Genomic DNA, 17,546 nt, shown 5'->3' with positions numbered 1-17,546 from the left:
GGAACTGGCTTCGTCCGCCATCCTGCGCGATGCTGACGGCACGGAGCCGGGTCCCCGTTCGCCCTGTGGTGGAACTTTTGGCGGACTTCCGCGCTTCGTGGACATGACCGATCGTCAGGTGCACGATCGGGGTCACAGCCAGCGGGGGAATGCGATGATGAAAGCCCTATTGCGAGGCGCAGCCCTGATGCTCGGCCTCGGCCTGGCCGCTCCCGTCCTCGCCTGCGAGCTCGACCGGCCGCTGAAGATCGCCGGGCTCGACTACGACTCCGCCGCCTTCCACACCGCCGTCGCCAGCGCCATCGCCGAGAAGGGTTTTGGCTGCAAGGTCGAGCGCGTGCCGGGCGCCATCGCGCCGCTGGTCAACGGCATGGGGCGCGGCGATGTCGATATCGTCATGGAGATCTGGCTGGCGAACCCGGTCGAGGCCTGGGTGAAGGAGGCCGCGGCCGGCAAGGTCGAGCCGCTGGGCACGACCTTCCCCGATGCGAGCGAGGGCTGGTTCGTGCCGCGCTATCTGGTCTCCGGCCCGGATGCGAAGGCCCCCGAGCTGAAATCGGTCCAGGATCTCAAGCGCTACAAGGATCTCTTCGCCGACCCCGACGAGCCCGGCAAGGGCCGCTTCTACAACTGCGTCGCCGGCTGGGTCTGCGAGGGCATCAACACCAAGAAGCTCGCGGCCTACGGGCTGGCGCAGGATTTCACCAATACGCGCGGCGGCTCGGGCGAGGCGCTGGTCGCCGCGATCGAGGCTTCGCTGAAGCGCAAGCGGCCGGTCGTGTTCTATTACTGGGGGCCGAGCTGGCTGCTCGGCGCCTATGACCTCGTCAAGCTCGAGGAGCCGCCCTTCGATCCCAAGATCTGGGAGGAGCTCAAGACGAGCGACGCGCCGAAGCAGGCGACGGCCTATCCGATGAGCCGGGTCGTCATCGGCGCCAATATCGATCTGGCGAAGAAGGCGCCGCAGCTCGCGAGCTTCCTGAAGAACTACACCACCACCAGCGACCTGACCTCGAAGATGCTGGCCGAGGCGCGCGAGAAGGGCGTGACGCCGGAGCAGCAGGCGCTCGTCTTCCTCAAGACGAAAGCGGATGTCTGGAAGGCGTGGCTGCCGGCCGATATCGCCGCCAAGGTCGCATCCGGCCTGTGATTCCGGACTGGCTGCCGGAATTCGGCAAGGCGCTGCAAAGGCTAGTCAACCGCGCGGTCGATGCCGTCGTCACCGGCTATGGCGACGATCTCGACGGTTTCAGCGCGCTGCTGACGGCCCCGGTGCGCGGTGTCGAGACGGCTCTCCTTCACGTCCCGGTGCCGGTCTTCGTCTTGGCCATCGCGGTCGGCGCCTGGCTCGCGGGGCGCAAGATCGGCTTCGCGCTGGCGATGGCGCTTCTGCCGCTGGTCCTCGCCGGTCTCGGCGTCTGGAACGAGGCGATGCAGTCGCTCGCGCTCGTCGTCGTCGCCGTGTTGCTGGTCGCCATTCTCGGCCTGCCGCTCGGCATCGCCGCCGCGCGGCTGCCGCGGCTGGGGCGGGCGCTCGCGCCGCTCTACGACCTGATGCAGACCATTCCGAGCTTCGTCTACCTGATCCCGGTGGCGATGGTGCTGGGGTTGGGACGGGCGCCGGCGCTGGTCGCGACGCTGATCTACGCCCTGCCGCCCTTCGCCCGGCTGACCGAGCTCGGCCTGCGCGGCATCGACGCCGGGCTGGTGCAGGCGGCCCGCGCGCTCGGCCTCGGCCCGCGCCAGACGCTCTGGCTCGTCGAATTGCCATTGGCGCGGCCGACCATCCTGCAGGGGCTCAACCAGGCGATCATGATGGCGCTCGCTATGGTCGTGGTCGCCTCGATGATCGGCGCGAAGGGGCTGGGCGAGATCGTCCTTCTCGGCCTGCAGCGCGCCGATCCCGGCCTCGGCTTCGTCGGCGGCATGGCGATCGTCGTGCTCGCCATCCTGCTCGACCGGATGGCGCAGGCGGTTCTGGGCGCGCGGCGTCCGCTTGCCTGACCGAGCCCGGCCGGCCGCTGCGGGAACTTCGGCGGAGCGGCGAATCAGCCGGGGAAAACCTCGCTTGAGCCCCTTGAACAAAACAGGAACATCATTGATATTGGGTGAACAGGCCGATAGGGTTCGGCTCCGGTCGATCGGCCGGATGTGATTGGAGCTCCCGACGAGACCCGGAAGGCCTCGACGGGCGCTTGGTGCGCAGGAAATGGAGCCTGTCATGGCTGGTAGCGTCAACAAGGTCATTCTGGTCGGCAATCTCGGGCGCGACCCGGAGGTGCGTCGCCTCGGCAGCGGCGAGCCTGTCGTCAATCTGCGGATCGCCACCTCGGAAACCTGGCGCGACAAGCAGTCCGGCGAGCGCAAGGAGCGCACCGAGTGGCACTCGGTCGTGATCTTCAACGAGAATCTGGCGAAGATCGCCGAGCAGTACCTGAAGAAGGGCTCGAAGATTTACATCGAGGGCCAGCTCCAGACCCGCAAATGGCAGGACCAGTCCGGCGTCGAGAAATACACCACCGAGATCGTGCTGCAGCGTTTCCGCGGCGAGCTCACCATCCTCGACAGCCGCCAGGGCGGCTCGGAGGAGTATAGCGAAGGCGGCAGCGGTGGCGGCTATGGGGAAGAGCGCTCCGGTGGCGGCGGCTCCTTCGGTCGCTCCAGCGCGATGGGCGGCAGCGGCGGCGGCTCGCGCCAGCCGGCCATGTCGAGCGGCGGCGGTGGCGGCGGACGCTCCTCGTCGAGCCATCTCGACGACGATATCCCGTTCTAAACTGCGGTACTTGCAGGCTTGCAAGCTGTCCTCGTAACGAGTTGGTCCGATTGATGAAATCGGGCCAATTTGTTGAGGGAAATGCAACCCGCCCCTTGTGCGCTATGCGGGTCTTTGGTCTCGTCAACCAAGGGCTCCTAAGGGGCTATGTATAAGCACGTTGCACCTTACCGGATCATGCGGAGCCGGTTTGCGTCCGGCGAGCGCGTCCCGCGCATCGTCGATGGCGCCGGCATCATCGCGTTCGATCCGACGATCGACGCGGTTCATGTCCTGCGTGTCTTAAGAGGGCTCTGCCGGCACCATGGAAGCCCATTTTCGCACGATTTGGTCCTGACCCCGGCAATAGCTCCCGGCATCGCATTCGCGTGGTTTGAGGATCACTGGGCCCCCGCAATGTGCGGCGACGTGACCATAATGTGCAGTTTCCGGGGCATTTTTGCAGCGCGCGGAACCGCCGGCGATCCGGGAGGTTTGCGATCTCAACTGGGGGCAACCAGGAGATCGATCGATGAGAAAGATCATTCTTGCTGCTGCGGTCACGCTGGCTCCTTTGACGGCGCTCGCGCAGAACCCTGAAGGGGCTCGCGGCGGTGCCGCGGCCGGCGCCGCGGCTGGTGCGGTCGGCGGGGCTGTTGTTGGCGGTCCGGTCGGTGCCGTGGTCGGTGGAGTCGGCGGCGCCGTGGTCGGTGGCATCACGGGCGACGCCACGCCCCGCTTCAAGACCTACGTGACCGAACACGAGGTGCCTTCATACACCTACCGCGAGGATGTGCGGGTCGGGGCTGTTCTGCCCGAGCGTGGCGTGACCTATCGGGAAGTTCCGCCCGAATATGGGGCCGCCAAAGGCTATCGATACACGATCGTGAATGACCGTACCGTCATCGTTGAGCCGAGAACGCGGAAAATTATCCAAGTGATCGAATAGCGAGCGATGGCGATGGCCCGGTCTCATCCTTGAGACCGGGCTTTATTGTTTCAGGCGACATCGTGGCAGTGACGAGCCTGTTCCTCGACATACCGCCGCCTCGTCTCGGCCGTGTTGGGAAGGCCTTCCCTTTCGAGCCAAGCGACGAACTCATGCGGTCGAATGGTGACGATTTCGAGCGCTCGCCCACGGGCCAGCCACGCATTCATCACAGCGACGGCCTGGCGATGCCACGTCTCATAATCGGTCGGCATCTCGTCCCGATCTTGAGCGAGCTTCAACAGCGCTGCGAAGTCCTCCGGCTCGTACCAGGGGAGGGCGACCGTATAGGCATCTACCGTAGGTTTCATGGCGACACCGGCCTCCCTGAATCATGGGGAAGGTAAGAAGGGGACACCACAACCAGAGTGTCCCGATGACGTTGGGAGATGTCAACCGCATCCGACTGCCGAGCGCTGCCTTCGTGCCTCTGCATCACCCGGTCCGTGATGTTCGTGGGCGTCACAACGAGACATGAGAACCGCAGGTCGGGCTGCGATATCGCACGCAGATGTCAGGGTACCTTCATCAGGCCGCGAGCTGGCCCAAGGCCCGCTCGATGCGAGAGCAACGCGCCGAGGCGCGCACTTTCGCGTAGCTGCTCTGCAGGCGGCCGCTCGCATAGGCGTCAATGACGATGGCGTGGACATAGCTTTTCCGCACGACGGCTGGCGTGTTGACGAGCCGCTCCGAAATTATGCGCATGATGTCGGCGATCTGCCGCTTGCGGCCCATCTCGCTGACGGCCTCTTCACCGGCGAGGAGCAGCTCGGCAGCAGCCGCATTGGCCGCGAGCATCCTCAGATCCTTGCTGCTGATCCGCTGCCCGCTAGCCCTCCTGAGATATCCGTTGATCTCGTCGGCGCTGATCGGCGCGACGCTGCCGTCTTCGCGCAGATATTGCAGCAGGCGCGCGCCTGGGAGGGCGGATATCCGCCCGATGGCCCGCGCGAGAGCTGGAGCCTCGACGGTGCAGGCGATATCCTTGCTGCTCTTGCCGCGGAAGTGCAGCGTAATTCGTGAGCCGGTGAGGTCGACATGTCGCTTCAGCAAGGTCGACGCGCCGCGGCTTCCATTGGCCTTGGCATAGGCCTCGTTGCCCACACGGATATGGCAGCGGTCCATGATGGCGGCGGCGCAGGCCAACGCCTTGTCATGGCCAAGCTGTCGTGAGCGCAAATCCTTGGCGATCCGGGCTCGCAGCTTGGGGAGCGCCGCGATCAGGCACGCCAGCCGCTTGAGCTTGCGACGCTCTCGCACCTTCTCCCAGTCCGGATGATAGCGATGCTGGATGCGCCCCGCCTCGTCACGCCCGATCGCCTGAAGATGCGCTGCCGGATCGTCCGCGATGCGGACATCCTCGTAAGCGGGGGGAATGGCGAGAGAACGGATGCGAGCCAGGATCTCTTCATCCGTGATCCTGTTGTCGTTTGCATCTCGATAGCTGAAGAAGCGGCCGCGCCGTACGCGGCGGATGACAAGTTCGTCCGAGGAGACCCGCCGCAGGCGTTTCACAGCGGGGCGTTGCTTGGCATGTCGGGAAGCGGCCATGGGCGCGGACTCACGCATTGTCGCGAGACAATGCCCGGGGGCTGGAGATGGTTCCGAATGGGAGCCGTCTCGCTCTGCGCCGGAAAGATCCACCGTCCCTTCAGGTAGGCCTCGCCCTGCCAATTCGCCGGCAGCCATTCCGAAAGCCATCTTCCACTTTGCGAGCCGATGTTATCGCGTCGCGCGATAGCATCGGCTCGCCTCACGCCGGGCGCGACATCACCAGCCGCAGCGAGCCGTCGAAGCTCGGCTGGCCGCGCAGGGCGCCGTAACGGGCATCCCAGGCGCCGGTTTCGAGGTCGCGACGCAGCCGCTCCACCGAGGCCGCGTTTTCCGCTGGATCGACGAAGCTCCAGGCCGAGCAGGCCGAGCGCGCGCCCTCGTCGAGGAAGCATTCCGGCCGCCCGTAATAGGCTTCGTTGAAGCCGTCGCGGCAGGCGAGGGGGATCGCGACCGGCACGATCTCGACCTGGTCGCCGAGCACCGCGCCGATATGGTCGAGCGCGGGATAGCGCCTCGCCTCGGTCGCCAGCACCTTCGGCGCGTAGTCGGCGAGCCAGAAGGTTTCGACCAGCGCGGGGTCGCAGGACAGGATGACGACCGGCCCGCGCGTCACCCGGCGCATTTCGCGCAGGCCCGCATCGAGATCCTGCCATTGATGCACCGTGAAGGTCGCCATGGCCGCGTCGAAGGACCGGTCGGGGAAGGGCAAGGTCTCCGCCGTCGCGTCGATGGCAACGGCGATCTCGGCCGGGCGCTGCGCCCGCATCGAGGCGGAAGGCTCGACGGCGGTGACGTCGCGGCCGCGCGGTTCATAGGAGCCCGCGCCGGCGCCGACATTGAGAATGGTTCCGGCCGGGCCGAGCGCAGCCTCGATCTGCGCCGCGATGGCGGGCTCGGGCCGGCGATAGGAGGCGTAGCCGCGTCCGATCCGGCCGTAATCGGCATCGCCGGCACTGCCATCGGCATGGCGCGCCGCAGCGGTCGCGTTCATATCCATCTCGTCACCTCAATCACTGGAGCCGGAAAGCCAGAGCGGCAGCACATGGTCGCGCGTCAATGGCGCCAATGTGACAGTCGCCGCGACGCCCGGCATCAGCCAGGCGATCTCGGCGATTTCCGCCGCCGGCCGCGGTGTCTCGTCGGAAACGAGCCGGAAGATCTCGGCCTCCACCGTGAAGCCAGGCTCATTGGCCGCAGGCGCCGCGAAGCTGCCGAGAAAGCTCAGCGCTTCGCGGCGCTCCGTCAGCCCCAATTCTTCCTGCAATTCGCGCAGCAGCGCCGCACCCGGCTCCTCCCGCGGCTCGATCTTGCCCCCCGGCTGCATGAAGCTTTCCGTGCCGCGCTTGCGGACCAGCAGGAGGCGATTCCGGCTGTCAGTCAGCAATGCGGCGGCGATGCGGATGGGGCGGCTGGGGTGGGGCATCGCGAGCGGTGAACTCTCGGTTGCGGCCGGGCGGGGCGAAGGCGGTTCGCTTGCCGCGCATGGCGAAGCCCGGCCGATGGTGCTATAGCATCGCGCGAAAAGTGGACGCCACTTTTCGGGACAATCCAATGCGATAACAAATGCATAGATCGCCGCTGCCGCATCCGCGGGACGCGTGGCGATCTGGGAATCGCGAAAATTCCGGAGGCGCAGGGTCATGTTCGAGGCGCGCGACATCGAGACCGAAGACAAGGCCGTGTTCTACCGCGAACTGGCCCAGCAGCTCGAAGCCCTGCTGCATGGCGAACCCGATCCGATCGCCAATGCCGCCAACACCGCCGCCCTGCTGTTCCAGACGATGCCCGGCCTCAACTGGGCCGGCTTCTATCTGATGCGCGGCGGCGAGCTGGTGCTCGGTCCCTTCCAGGGCAAGCCGGCCTGCGTGCGCATCGCCGTCGGCGCGGGCGTCTGCGGCGCAGCCGTGGCGCGGCGCAGCTCGGTCCTGGTCGAGGATGTGCATGCCTTTCCGGGGCATATCGCCTGCGACGCGGCGTCGCGCTCCGAATTGGTCGTCCCGCTGATTGGGACCGACGGCGTCATCGGGGTGATCGATCTCGACAGCCCCTCCGTGGCCCGTTTCGACGCCGCCGATCAGGCCGGCATCGAGCGCGTCGCGGCGATTTATCTGGCGGCTTGCGCGCAGGCCGCGACTCCCGCGCTGGCCGCGGCCTCCTAGGGCCGAGCCGTGCCTTCGCTCAGCCTGCGCATCCAGCTTGACCCCGAAGGCCGCATCGGCCCGGGCAAGATCGAATTGCTGGAGAAGATCGCGGCGCTGGGCTCGATCTCGGCGGCAGGGCGCGACATGGCGATGTCATACCGACGCGCCTGGGAGCTGGTCGAGGAATTGAACACGCTTTTCGGCCAGCCGGTGGTGGAGCGCCAGGTCGGCGGCAAGAATGGCGGCGGCGCCAGCCTGACCAGCCTCGGCCAGGTGCTGGTGAGCCGGTTTCGCGCGGTGGAGCAGGCCGCGACCGCAGCCGCAGCCGAGCATCTGGCGGCCATCCAGGCGGAAATCGACCCGTCCGCCACGGGCTGAAGCGAGCCGCATCGACGGGCGGGTCGCGGCCGCCCGGCACCCATTCGAAAAAGGCAGCCCGGCCATCCCGCGGCCCGTTCAAGCCTTGACAGGAGGGTGTGATTCAAACACTCGTTCTGCTCGCAACTCGCTGATAAAGCGTGCTTTTTTTATTTATTCCAATGTGAGGTTCGCCGCTTTCGCTTGGCTTGGCCGGTACGCGCCGGCCGTCGTTCGAGAGCGATCCTCGCTCCCCGATGGCGGGGAGAGCGAGGCCGGGTGGCGATCACGCGGCGGATGTAGGACTGGTCATGACGAGACTGCTTCGTTCGGCTTTTCTGGCGCTGAGCCTTTTGCTGCCCGTTTCTGCCGCGCTGGCCCAGATTCAGGGCGCTCCGCAGGTTCCGGCGCAGCCGGCCTCTCCGCCGGCCATGCAGCCGGCTCCCCCGCCCGCAGCGCCGGCGAATCCCTTGCCACCGGCGGCCTCGCAGATGGGGATCGCTCCGCCGAGCGCCGCGCATCCGCCGCTGCAACCGGGCGATACGCCAGCCAGCCTCCCGGTCGCTCCGGCGCCTCAGGCCGCCGCGACGCTGCCGCACGACCTGTCGCCCTGGGGCATGTTCATGGCGGCCGATATCGTCGTGAAGGCGGTGATGATCGGCCTCGCCTTCGCCTCGCTGGTGACCTGGACGATCTGGCTCGCCAAGGTGATGGAACTCGCCGCCGCCAAGACCGGCGCGCTGCGTTCGCTCCGCCGGATCGAGGCCGCCGACAGCCTCGGCGATGCGGCCGAAACCATCTCGGGCAAGGACGGCAAGCTGCGCGGCGCGGTCGGGGCGCTGCTGTCCGCCGCGCTGGAGGAGACCCGCCGCTCGGTCGATCTCGGCGAGGACGGCATCAAGGAGCGGGCGGCCATCGCACTGTCGCGGATCGAGGCTCGCGCTGGCCGGAACATGGCGCGCGGCACCGGGCTCCTGGCGACGATCGGCTCCACGGCGCCCTTTGTCGGCCTGTTCGGCACGGTCTGGGGCATCATGAATTCCTTCATCGGCATCAGCCAGGCGAAGACGACCAATCTCGCCGTGGTCGCGCCGGGCATCGCCGAGGCGCTGCTGGCGACGGCGATCGGCCTGGTCGCGGCGATCCCGGCCGTCATCATCTACAACGTCTTCGCCCGCGCCATCACCGGCTATCGCGCGACGCTGTCGGACGCCTCGGGCGAGATCTTGCGCCATCTCTCGCGTGATCTCGAGCGGCGCCAGCGCCTGGTTGCGAGCGTGCCGGCGCGTTCGGTCCTGCAGGCGGTGCCGCCGGCCGCCGCCGCGATGCCGCGTGTCCGGGCGGAGTGAGCCATGGCCGTCTCGCTCAAGGACCCGCAGGACGGCGATCTCGGCGAAGTCGCGGACATCAACGTCACGCCCTTCATCGATGTCATTCTGGTGCTGCTGATCATCTTCATGGTGGCGGCGCCGCTTTCGACGGTTGATGTCGCGGTCGACCTGCCGGTCTCGAACGCGCAGCCGCAGCCCCGGCCGGACACGCCGGTCTTCCTGACGGTGAAGGGCGATCTGTCGCTCGCGCTCGGCAACGACGCCCTGCCGCGCGAGGCGCTGCAGGCGACGCTCGACCAGCGCACCGGGAATGACCGCGAGCAGCGCGTCTTCCTGCGCGCCGACGGTGCCGTCGCCTATCGCGAGCTGATGGAGGTGATGAACCTCCTGCGCAAGGCGGGCTATCTGAAGATCGCGCTCGTCGGCCTCGAGGATACCGGGCAGGGCGCGGCGGCGGCCAAGCCATGAGCATCGGGCGCTCGCCGCAGACGCGTTTCTGGCCCGCCGCATTGCGCTGGGGCGTCGCGGCGCTGGTCATCGCCGGCGCCCATGGCACGGCCGGCTGGATGATCGCGACCTGGCAGCCAGCCGAGGCTGCGGCCGGCGCTCAGCCCGCCGCCGTGATGATCGAGCTCGCGCCGCTTGCGGTTGCGCCGGAAACGCCGCAGCAGGATATCGCGCCCGGACCCGAGATGGTCGAATCCGAGCCCGAACCGCCGCCGCCCGAGCCCATGGTCGAGCGACCCAGGGAACCCGAGCCGCCGCCGGAGCCGGCGCCCGTCGCGGCGCCTGAACCGGACATCAAGATCCCCGAGCTTCCGCCCTTGCCGGACGCCGCCGCCGTGCTGTCGCCGCCGCCGAAGCAGGAGCCGCCGCCTCCGCCGAAGGAGGTGAAGAAGCAGCCGCCGCCGAAGCCCAAGGTCGTGCAGCGACGCAAGCCGGTGAACCCGGACAAGCCGCGCTCCGAGCAAAGCTCGGCCCCGACCGCGCAGGCGCAGATTGCCCAGCGCACTGCCGCCCCCGCATCGGGCGCGTCCTCCGCCTCGCCGGCGGCGACGGCAAGCTGGCGCGGCACGCTGATCGCCCATCTCAACCGCTTCAAGCGGTTCCCGAACGGGGCGAATCCCGGCACCGCGCAGGTCGCCTTCAGCATCGACCGCGGTGGGCGGGTGCTGTCGGCGCGGCTCGTCCGCGGCTCCGGCGATTCCGCGCTCGACGAGGAGGCCGTGGCGATGATCCGGCGGGCGAGCCCTGTCCCGGCACCGCCGGACGGGCTCGGCGGCGGCTCGGTTTCCCTGTCCGTGCCGATCAGGTTTTCGCGATAGATCGTTGCTGCGATTGAACTGCCGGAGATTCCGGCGGTTAATCGGTCGTCGCGGGCGCGGACAGGAGATGGGGCATGATCGCACCGAAACTCGCAGCCGGGCTTCTGCTGGCGCTGGCCTGCAGCGGCTGCGTCACGCTCGAGGAGCGGCGGGCGGCCGACGAGGCGCGTTGCCGTTCCTACGGCTTCAAACCCGGCAGCGAAGGCTTCTCGAACTGCCTGCTGCAGATCGATCTGGATCGCTCGGCGGAGCGTCGCTACCAGTTCGACCGCTTCGATTCAGGCTTCGGCGGCCCGCCCTATTATTGGCGGCGCTGGTAGCCCTTGCCGGTTTCGGCAGTTCCGGCGTGAGGATCGGCCGCAAGAAAAAAGGGCCGCGCGTGAGCGCAGCCCAAGTCTAGGGAGGAAACGCCCAAGGAGGGCGACGCAACATCTCTGCTGCGCTGCACCTTAGATAGGACGGCAATCGTTTGCCTGCAAGGGTAAAAGGGAAGCAAAGCTGACTTAAATTGCGCCTGAGAAATATCACCGCGAAATCAGGGTATTGAGCGGGTTTCTCGAATGCATTGCCCGTTTCGTGGGCAATTTTGCCGGCGCCGGCTCAGGAGCCTCTCGATGCGGCATCTGCGAGGCGAAACGCAAGCCCGATCGAGCAGCCCGGCCGCGGCATCGCGCCATGGCCGGGCCTATCGAGGCGGAAGGGTCAGCCCAGCGACATCGTCAGCGGCGGCTTGACCTCGGGCGGCAGCGGCGAGGTGTAGCCTTCCTTGCCGAGGCGGGCCCTGTGGTCGGCCTTGGCCGCTTCCATCAGGGCCGGGTCGCTCAGCACGGCAGCGCCGGTCGCCGCCATCGCCTTGGCGACATGCACCATGGCCTTGTGCGCCGCCGGCGCCTTGCCCTGCGCCACGACCTGCCAGGTGTGGAACGGCGTGCCCATCGCGACGGTCGGCGCATGCGCCTGCACGGTCGGCACGGCCCAGCTCACATCGCCGATATCGGTCGAGCCGATCGCCGGATTGCGCTTGGCGCTGCGCGGCACGAGGAAGTCAGCCAGCGGGGCGCCGCTGTCCTGCATCCCGACCGTGCGCCAGATCGCGGCAATGTCCTGCGGCGAGAGCGTCTTGCGGATCTCCTCGGCGAAGGCCTTGTCGGCATCGTCGAAATGCGGCGGGCCGAGATCCTCCATCACCTTGTGCATGGCTTCTTCGAGCGGCGTGTTGGCGACGAGGTCGGAGACGGCGCTGACGATGCGCATCTCCATCTTGGTTTCCGTCATCAGCGCGGCGCCTTCGGCGATCTTCTTCACGCGCTGGACGAGCTCCAGCATGCCGCGCAGATCGCGGGCGCGGATCGAGTAGCGCACGCGGGCATGGGCCTGCACGACGTTCGGCGCGATGCCGCCAGTGTCGAGCAGGGCGTAATGCACGCGCGCGTCGCTCGGCATATGCTCGCGCATGTAGTTCACGCCGACATTCATGAGTTCCACGGCATCGAGCGCCGAACGGCCGAGATGGGGCGCGGCGGCGGCATGCGAGGCGCGGCCGGTGAAGACGAAATCGGCGCGGGTGTTGGCGAGCGCGAGCGCCGGAGCGACCTCCCAGAAGCTCGACGGGTGCCAGCTGATCGCGACATCGGCGTCGTCGAAGGCGCCGGCGCGGACCATGAAGGCCTTGGCCGCGCCGCCTTCCTCGGCCGGGCAGCCATAATAGCGAACGCGGCCGGGAATCTTGTTCTCGGCCAGCCAGTCCTTCATGGCCACGGCGGCGAGCATCGCGGCGGAGCCGAGCAGGTTGTGGCCGCAGCCATGGCCGTGGCCGCCGGTCTCAATCTCCTTGTGTTCGGCGACGCCAGCCTCCTGCGACAGGCCGGGCAGGGCGTCGTATTCGCCGAGGAAGGCGATGACCGGGCCGCCTTCGCCGGCCTCGCCGATCACGGCGGTCGGGATGTCGGCGACGTTCTCGGTGATGCGGAAGCCTTGATGCTTCAGCTCGGCGACATGCTCGGCGACGGAGCGCTTCTCGGTGTAGCACACCTCCGGCATGCCCCAGACCCGGTCGGAGAGAGCGATCAATCGCTCCTTGTTCGCATCGACGTGACGCCAGAGATCGTTTCGATTGTCCATGATCTATTGCCTTGTCGGATCGCGGCGCGCCGCAGCGGCGCACCATGGCGATCTATCCCCTTGGGAGGCATCGATCCGTCGGAGACCGGCTGTGATCGCCGACCCGATGCCTCGCGGCCGCATATGAGCAAGCCTCTCGGCCCGCGTCCAGACGCGCGGCGCATGGCGGAGCGGCGTCTCAGGCCTTTTCGGCGAGAAGAGGCTGCGTGGCGAAATCGCTCAGGATCGGGCAATCGGGCCGGTGGTCGCCATGGCAATGCGCCGCCAGATGCCGGAGTGTATCGGCCATGGCCTGGAGCTCGGCGGCCTTGGCCTCGAGATCGCGGATATGGGCCATGGCGAGCTTCTTCACATCGGCGCTGGCGCGGCTGCGGTCATGCCAGAGCGCCAGCAATTCGCGCGTTTCCTCCAGCGAGAAGCCGAGATCGCGCGCCCGCCGGACGAAGCGCAGCGTATGCACGTCGTCATCGGCATAGACCCGGTACTGCGCCGCCGTCCGCGACGGCGCCTCGATCAGCCCGATGCTCTCGTAATAGCGGATCATCTTGGCGCTGACGCCGGAGCGGGCCGAGGCTTCGCCGATATTCATCCTATGCCTCCACCTTGAAGCGCCTGAGCCGGAGTGCGTTGGCCAGCACGCTCACGCTCGACAGCGCCATGGCAAGCCCGGCGAAGACCGGCGAGAGCAGCACGCCCCAGAGCGGATAGAGCAGGCCGGCCGCCACCGGAATCAGGAAGGCGTTGTAGCCGAAGGCCCAGGCAAGATTCTGGCGGATATTCGTGATCGTCGCCTTCGACAGCGCGATGGCGCGCGGCACGCCCATGACATCGCCCGACATCAGCACGACATCGGCGCTTTCGATGGCGATGTCGGTGCCAGTGCCGATGGCGATGCCGACATCGGCCTGGGCGAGGGCAGGAGCATCGTTGATGCCGTCCCCGACGAAGGCGACCTTGCGGCCATCCTTCTGCAAGGCCTTCACCACCTCGGCCTTGTCGGTCGGCAGCACCTCGGCGCGGATTTCATCGATGCCGAGCTGCCGGGCCACGGCGGCGGCGGTGCGGCTGTCGTCGCCGGTCACCATCGCGACCTTGAGGCCGAGCTGGTGCAATGCCGCGATGGCTGCCGGCGTCGTCTCCTTGATTGCGTCGGCGACGGCGATGACGGCGGCGAGCTTGCCATCGACGGCGGCATAGAGCGGGGTCTTGCCGGCTTCCGCCAGTGCCTGGGCCCGGCCCGCGAAGGCCGAAACGTCGATGCCGATCTGCGCCAGGAGCCTGTGGCCACCGATGGCGACGCGCCGGCCCTCGACGGTCGCCGTGACGCCACGGCCGGCATCACTGACGAAGTTGGCCGGCTCGGCCAGCGCAAGGCCACGCGCCTTCGCCGCCGCGACGATGGCCAGCGCCAGCGGGTGTTCGGAGCGGTTCTCGGCGGAGGCGATCAGGCGCAGGATCTCGTTGGCCTCGAAGGTCTCAGTCGGCTCGATATCGGTCAGCTCCGGCTTGCCCTTGGTCAGCGTTCCCGTCTTGTCGAGGGCGACGACCTGCACGTCGCGGAGAGCCTGCAAGGCATCGCCCTGGCGGAACAGGATGCCGAGCTCGGCGCCGCGCCCGGTGCCGACCATGATCGAGGTCGGCGTCGCCAGCCCCATGGCGCAAGGGCAGGCGATGATGAGCACCGCGACCGCGTTGACCAGCGCATAGGACAGGGCCGGACTCGGGCCGAAGGCGAGCCAGACGAGGAAGGTCGCGAGCGCCACCGCCATCACCGCCGGCACGAACCAGAGGGTGATGCGGTCGACCGCGGCCTGGATCGGCAGCTTGGCTCCCTGCGCCGCCTGCACCGTGCGCACGATCTGCGCGAGCAGCGTATCGGAGCCGACCTTGCGGGCGGTGAAGCTGAGCGCGCCCGAGCCGTTCACCGTGCCGCCGGTGACGAGGCTGCCGGCTTCCTTGCGGACCGGGGCAGGCTCGCCGGTGATCATCGATTCGTCGACGAAGGAGGTGCCCTCGATGACCTCGCCATCGACCGGCACGCGCTCGCCCGGCCGCAGGATCACGGCATCGCCGGGCTTGACCTCGTCGACCGGAATATCGGTTTCGCTGTCCTGGCGCAGGATGCGCGCCGTCTTCGGCTGAAGCGCGATCAGGCTGCGGATCGCCGCGCCGGTCCGGCCCTTGGCGCGGGCCTCGAACCAGCGGCCGAGCAGGATCAGCGTCACGATGACGGCGCCCGATTCGAAATAGGTCAGCGCCGTGCCTTCCGGCAGCAGGCCGGGCAGGAAGGTCGCGACGCTCGAATAGAGCCAGGCAGCACCGGCCCCGAGCATGACCAGCGTATTCATGTCGGGAGCGGCCCGCAGCAGGGCTGGGAAGCCCTTGCGCAGGAAGACCAACCCTGGTCCGAACAGCACGATCGTGGCGAGCACGAAGGAGAAGATGCGGAGGTTCCACTCGCCGAAATTACCGGCAAGCCAGTGGTGCAGGGCCGGGACCATGTGGCTGCCCATCTCGATCACCAGCAGCGGGATCGTCAGCACGCCGGCGAGGATGACCGAGCGCAGCAACCGCGCCTGTTCTTCCTCCTTCAGCATCTGCATATGGTCGTGCTGGCCGGCTGCATGCCCATCATCAGGCGTCACCGGGCTCGCCTCGTAGCCGGCCTTCTCGACCGCCTTGATCAGCTCGGGGCCAAGATCGCCGCCGGCCACGGCCTTCACGCTGGCGCGTTCGGTGGCGAGGTTCACGGTGGCCCCGACGACGCCGGGCACGCCGCGCAAAGCCTTCTCGACATGGCCGACGCAGGACGCGCAGGTCATGCCGCTGACCGACAGGTCGATCGTCTGCTCCATCGGCTGGTAGCCTGCTTGGCGCACCGCCTCCTCGACCTGCCTCAACACGTCGCCGCCTTTGGCGAAGGTCACATGGGCGCGCTCGGTCGCGAGATTGACCGCGACCGACTCGACGCCCGGCACCGCCGCGATGGCGCGCTCGACCCGGCCGACGCAGCTCGCGCAGGACATGCCCTCCACGGCCATGTCGAGCGTCGCCAGCCCATCCTTCGTCCTGTCGATGACCGTCATCGCCGTCTCCTTCATCGTGATGACGGTTCATATGGGGCTTCCCATCATGGGAAGGTCAAGGGCGCGGCTGTGCCTTTTTGCAGATGACCTCAGGGCGTCTCGACAGAGACGCTCTTGATGATGGCGTAGACCGGCTTGCCGACAGACAGGGAGAGGCTCGCCACCGATTTCGCCGTCAGCCGCACGATCAGATTCGCATCGCCGCAATCGAGCCGCAGATGCACGGTGCTGCCGCCTTCGCCCGTCCGCTCGCCGATCTCCGCGACCCTGCCGGGCAGGGCGTTGAGCGCGCTGGTCCCTTCAGGCGGGGCGAGGCTGAGCATGACGTCGCTCGCCATGATCCGTACGCGCAGCTGCTGCCCCGGCCTGAGCGCGCCGCGGGCAATGGCGAGTTCGCCCGCCGGCGTCGCCAGCCGGGCGAGGCCGAAGGCCTCGTCGAAGCCCGTCACCGCGGCGGAGAGCACCGAACTCGCCTCCGGCGCTCCGGGCCGCGAGGCGAGGTCAACGCGCGCGAGGATCTCGGCCGTCGGCCCGCAGCCGGCGATCCGCCCGGCATCGACGATGGCGACGGTGGTCGCGAGCCGCGCCACCTCGGCGAGCGAATGCGAGACATAGACGATGGGGATGCCGACCTCGTCGCGCAGCCGCTCGATATGCGGCAAGATCTCGGCCTTGCGGGCCTCGTCGAGCGCGGCGAGCGGCTCGTCCATCAAGAGCAGGCGCGGCTGCGTCAGCAGGGCACGGCCGATGGCGACGCGCTGCTTCTCGCCGCCGGAGAGGGCTCCGGGCCGCCGCTTCAGCAGATGGCCGATGCCGAGCAGCTCCAGCACCTTGTCGAGCTCGGCCGGCTTGCGCACCGCATGTGGCACGAACCAGTGGCCGAAGAGCAGGTTCTGCCGCACGGTGAGATGCGGAAACAGCCGTGCCTCCTGGAAGACGTAACCGATCCGCCGGCGATGCTTGGGCAGGAAGACGCCGCGCGCTGTATCGAGCAACGCCTCGCCCTCGACCCGCACATGGCCCGCCTGCGGGCGGATCAACCCGCCGATCACGTTCACCAGCGAGGTCTTGCCCGAGCCCGACGTGCCGAACAGCGCCGTCAATCGCCCTTGCGACTGGAAGGCCGCATCGAGCTGGAAGTCGCCCAGCCGGTGCCGGACGGCGATGTCGAGGACGGGCGCGGTCATTCGACGGCGATCCGCCGGCCGACCAGACGCGCCATCCATTCGGAGAGGAAGAGGGCGGCGACCGAGATCGCGATGGAGATGATCGTCAATCGCATCGCGCCGGTCTCGCCGCCGGGAACCTGGGTGAAGGTATAGATGGCGGAGGGCAGGGTCTGTGTCTCGCCCGGGATGTTCGAGACGAAGGTGATGGTCGCGCCGAATTCGCCCATCGCCTTGGCGAAGCACAGGATCATGCCGGCGAGGATGCCGGGCACGCAAAGCGGCAGCGTCACGACGAGGAAGACCCAGAGCGGATTGGCGCCGAGCGTGCCGGCGGCCGCCTCCAGCTTGCGGTCGACGGCCTCGATAGAGAGCCGGATCGCCCGCACCATCAAGGGAAAGCCCATCACGCCGCAGGCCAGCGCCGCGCCGGTCCAGCGGAAGGAGAGAACGATGCCGAACCAGTCATAGAGGAACTGGCCGATCGGCCCGCGCCGGCCGAAGCCGATCAGCAGCAGATAGCCGGTGACGACGGGCGGCATGATCAGCGGCAGATGCACCGCCGCATCGAGCAGCGACTTGCCCCAGAAGCGTCCGCGCGCCAGCAGGAGCGCGACCACGAGCCCGAGCGGCAGGCTCGCGAGTGTGGCGGTCGTGGCGACGATCAGGCTCAGCCTGACCGCTGTCCATTCCTCGGGAGTCAGCCAGTGGCTCAAGCCGGCAGG

Annotated in this window: 19 protein-coding genes; 10 read left to right on the top strand and 9 right to left on the bottom strand. The window is 68.0% G+C overall.

Annotation, left to right across the window (positions count from 1 at the left end; genetic code table 11):
• Nucleotides 1–157 precede the first annotated feature (157 nt).
• From GY40_RS22935 to GY40_RS22920, 4 genes are all read left to right on the top strand, one after another.
• A complete protein-coding gene (locus GY40_RS22935; protein WP_051988547.1) occupies nucleotides 158–1,150 on the top strand; it encodes an ABC transporter substrate-binding protein in 993 nt (330 codons plus the stop codon).
• Nucleotides 1,147–2,004, top strand: coding sequence for an ABC transporter permease (locus GY40_RS22930; RefSeq protein WP_038367471.1), 858 nt, complete (start codon nucleotides 1,147–1,149; stop codon nucleotides 2,002–2,004). Before GY40_RS22935 ends, GY40_RS22930 begins: the two co-directional genes overlap by 4 nt.
• Before the next feature lie 217 nt (nucleotides 2,005–2,221).
• Nucleotides 2,222–2,773 (top strand): single-stranded DNA-binding protein, encoded by a 552-nt coding sequence (ssb, locus tag GY40_RS22925; RefSeq protein WP_038367469.1) that lies wholly within the window; start codon nucleotides 2,222–2,224, stop codon nucleotides 2,771–2,773.
• Between the two features lie 511 nt (nucleotides 2,774–3,284).
• Nucleotides 3,285–3,701, top strand: coding sequence for a DUF1236 domain-containing protein (locus GY40_RS22920; protein ID WP_038367466.1), 417 nt, complete (start codon nucleotides 3,285–3,287; stop codon nucleotides 3,699–3,701).
• A gap of 50 nt (nucleotides 3,702–3,751) precedes the next feature.
• Here GY40_RS22920 and GY40_RS22915 read toward each other — a convergent pair whose 3' ends face one another.
• From GY40_RS22915 to GY40_RS22900, 4 genes are all read right to left on the bottom strand, one after another.
• Nucleotides 3,752–4,051 carry a hypothetical protein gene (locus tag GY40_RS22915; RefSeq protein ID WP_038367462.1) on the bottom strand — a complete coding sequence of 100 codons (300 nt, stop codon included), beginning with the start codon at nucleotides 4,049–4,051 and terminating at the stop codon, nucleotides 3,752–3,754.
• Nucleotides 4,052–4,268: 217 nt separating this feature from the next.
• Nucleotides 4,269–5,384 (bottom strand): DNA topoisomerase IB, encoded by a 1,116-nt coding sequence (locus GY40_RS22910; RefSeq protein ID WP_197062805.1) that lies wholly within the window; start codon nucleotides 5,382–5,384, stop codon nucleotides 4,269–4,271.
• Nucleotides 5,385–5,493: 109 nt separating this feature from the next.
• On the bottom strand, nucleotides 5,494–6,285 hold the full coding sequence (locus GY40_RS22905; protein ID WP_038368665.1) for a class I SAM-dependent methyltransferase: 792 nt from the start codon (nucleotides 6,283–6,285) through the stop codon (nucleotides 5,494–5,496).
• A gap of 15 nt (nucleotides 6,286–6,300) precedes the next feature.
• A complete protein-coding gene (locus tag GY40_RS22900; protein WP_038367456.1) occupies nucleotides 6,301–6,717 on the bottom strand; it encodes an NUDIX hydrolase in 417 nt (138 codons plus the stop codon).
• A 217-nt stretch (nucleotides 6,718–6,934) separates the two neighbouring features.
• Here GY40_RS22900 and GY40_RS22895 point away from each other — a divergent pair, with 217 nt between their 5' ends.
• From GY40_RS22895 to GY40_RS22870, 6 genes are all read left to right on the top strand, one after another.
• A complete protein-coding gene (locus GY40_RS22895) occupies nucleotides 6,935–7,453 on the top strand; it encodes a GAF domain-containing protein (protein ID WP_051988438.1) in 519 nt (172 codons plus the stop codon).
• Between the two features lie 9 nt (nucleotides 7,454–7,462).
• On the top strand, nucleotides 7,463–7,813 hold the full coding sequence (locus GY40_RS22890; RefSeq protein ID WP_038367455.1) for a winged helix-turn-helix domain-containing protein: 351 nt from the start codon (nucleotides 7,463–7,465) through the stop codon (nucleotides 7,811–7,813).
• A gap of 290 nt (nucleotides 7,814–8,103) precedes the next feature.
• Complete coding sequence (exbB, locus tag GY40_RS22885; RefSeq protein ID WP_051988437.1) at nucleotides 8,104–9,141, top strand: tonB-system energizer ExbB; 1,038 nt, start codon at nucleotides 8,104–8,106, stop codon at nucleotides 9,139–9,141.
• Between the two features lie 3 nt (nucleotides 9,142–9,144).
• Entirely contained in the window at nucleotides 9,145–9,591 is a 447-nt protein-coding gene (gene exbD / locus GY40_RS22880; RefSeq protein ID WP_038367453.1) for a TonB system transport protein ExbD, read from the top strand.
• A complete protein-coding gene (locus GY40_RS22875) occupies nucleotides 9,588–10,448 on the top strand; it encodes an energy transducer TonB family protein (RefSeq protein ID WP_051988436.1) in 861 nt (286 codons plus the stop codon). Before exbD ends, GY40_RS22875 begins: the two co-directional genes overlap by 4 nt.
• Nucleotides 10,449–10,522: 74 nt before the next feature.
• Entirely contained in the window at nucleotides 10,523–10,768 is a 246-nt protein-coding gene (locus GY40_RS22870) for a hypothetical protein (RefSeq protein WP_038367450.1), read from the top strand.
• Between the two features lie 382 nt (nucleotides 10,769–11,150).
• Here the strand turns inward: GY40_RS22870 and GY40_RS22865 are convergent, their stop codons facing one another.
• From GY40_RS22865 to modB, 5 genes are all read right to left on the bottom strand, one after another.
• A complete protein-coding gene (locus tag GY40_RS22865) occupies nucleotides 11,151–12,569 on the bottom strand; it encodes a M20 family metallopeptidase (protein WP_038367447.1) in 1,419 nt (472 codons plus the stop codon).
• Between the two features lie 178 nt (nucleotides 12,570–12,747).
• Nucleotides 12,748–13,158, bottom strand: a complete 411-nt coding sequence (gene cueR, locus GY40_RS22860) for a Cu(I)-responsive transcriptional regulator (RefSeq protein WP_038367445.1) — start codon at nucleotides 13,156–13,158, stop codon at nucleotides 12,748–12,750.
• 1 nt (nucleotide 13,159) lies between these two features.
• Nucleotides 13,160–15,655, bottom strand: coding sequence for a heavy metal translocating P-type ATPase (locus GY40_RS22855; RefSeq protein ID WP_038368659.1), 2,496 nt, complete (start codon nucleotides 15,653–15,655; stop codon nucleotides 13,160–13,162).
• A gap of 89 nt (nucleotides 15,656–15,744) precedes the next feature.
• Complete coding sequence (gene modC / locus GY40_RS22850) at nucleotides 15,745–16,842, bottom strand: molybdenum ABC transporter ATP-binding protein (RefSeq protein ID WP_038367442.1); 1,098 nt, start codon at nucleotides 16,840–16,842, stop codon at nucleotides 15,745–15,747.
• Nucleotides 16,839–17,537: a molybdate ABC transporter permease subunit gene (gene modB / locus GY40_RS22845; protein ID WP_038367440.1), complete on the bottom strand. Its 699-nt coding sequence runs from the start codon at nucleotides 17,535–17,537 to the stop codon at nucleotides 16,839–16,841. The genes modC and modB overlap by 4 nt, the downstream gene beginning before the upstream one ends.
• Nucleotides 17,538–17,546 lie beyond the last annotated feature (9 nt).

This window comes from Allobosea sp. UNC402CLCol (assembly GCF_000745475.1).
GTDB lineage: Bacteria > Pseudomonadota > Alphaproteobacteria > Rhizobiales > Beijerinckiaceae > Allobosea > Allobosea spartocytisi.
The sequence above is the reverse complement of the archived record's forward strand: the minus strand, read 5'-3'. Positions and strand labels throughout refer to the sequence as shown.

Excerpts from the sequence above, each read along its gene's own strand:
- modC (WP_038367442.1), bottom strand. The coding sequence starts at position 16,842 with ATGACCGCGCCCGTCCTCGACATCGCCGTCCGGCACCGGCTGGGCGAC.
- cueR (WP_038367445.1), bottom strand. The coding sequence starts at position 13,158 with ATGAATATCGGCGAAGCCTCGGCCCGCTCCGGCGTCAGCGCCAAGATG.
- GY40_RS22865 (WP_038367447.1), bottom strand. The coding sequence starts at position 12,569 with ATGGACAATCGAAACGATCTCTGGCGTCACGTCGATGCGAACAAGGAG.
- exbD (WP_038367453.1), top strand. The coding sequence starts at position 9,145 with ATGGCCGTCTCGCTCAAGGACCCGCAGGACGGCGATCTCGGCGAAGTC.
- GY40_RS22875 (WP_051988436.1), top strand. The coding sequence starts at position 9,588 with ATGAGCATCGGGCGCTCGCCGCAGACGCGTTTCTGGCCCGCCGCATTG.
- exbB (WP_051988437.1), top strand. The coding sequence starts at position 8,104 with ATGACGAGACTGCTTCGTTCGGCTTTTCTGGCGCTGAGCCTTTTGCTG.
- GY40_RS22920 (WP_038367466.1), top strand. The coding sequence starts at position 3,285 with ATGAGAAAGATCATTCTTGCTGCTGCGGTCACGCTGGCTCCTTTGACG.
- GY40_RS22895 (WP_051988438.1), top strand. The coding sequence starts at position 6,935 with ATGTTCGAGGCGCGCGACATCGAGACCGAAGACAAGGCCGTGTTCTAC.
- GY40_RS22870 (WP_038367450.1), top strand. The coding sequence starts at position 10,523 with ATGATCGCACCGAAACTCGCAGCCGGGCTTCTGCTGGCGCTGGCCTGC.
- GY40_RS22900 (WP_038367456.1), bottom strand. The coding sequence starts at position 6,717 with ATGCCCCACCCCAGCCGCCCCATCCGCATCGCCGCCGCATTGCTGACT.
- ssb (WP_038367469.1), top strand. The coding sequence starts at position 2,222 with ATGGCTGGTAGCGTCAACAAGGTCATTCTGGTCGGCAATCTCGGGCGC.
- GY40_RS22855 (WP_038368659.1), bottom strand. The coding sequence starts at position 15,655 with ATGACGGTCATCGACAGGACGAAGGATGGGCTGGCGACGCTCGACATG.
- GY40_RS22905 (WP_038368665.1), bottom strand. The coding sequence starts at position 6,285 with ATGAACGCGACCGCTGCGGCGCGCCATGCCGATGGCAGTGCCGGCGAT.
- GY40_RS22915 (WP_038367462.1), bottom strand. The coding sequence starts at position 4,051 with ATGAAACCTACGGTAGATGCCTATACGGTCGCCCTCCCCTGGTACGAG.
- GY40_RS22935 (WP_051988547.1), top strand. The coding sequence starts at position 158 with ATGAAAGCCCTATTGCGAGGCGCAGCCCTGATGCTCGGCCTCGGCCTG.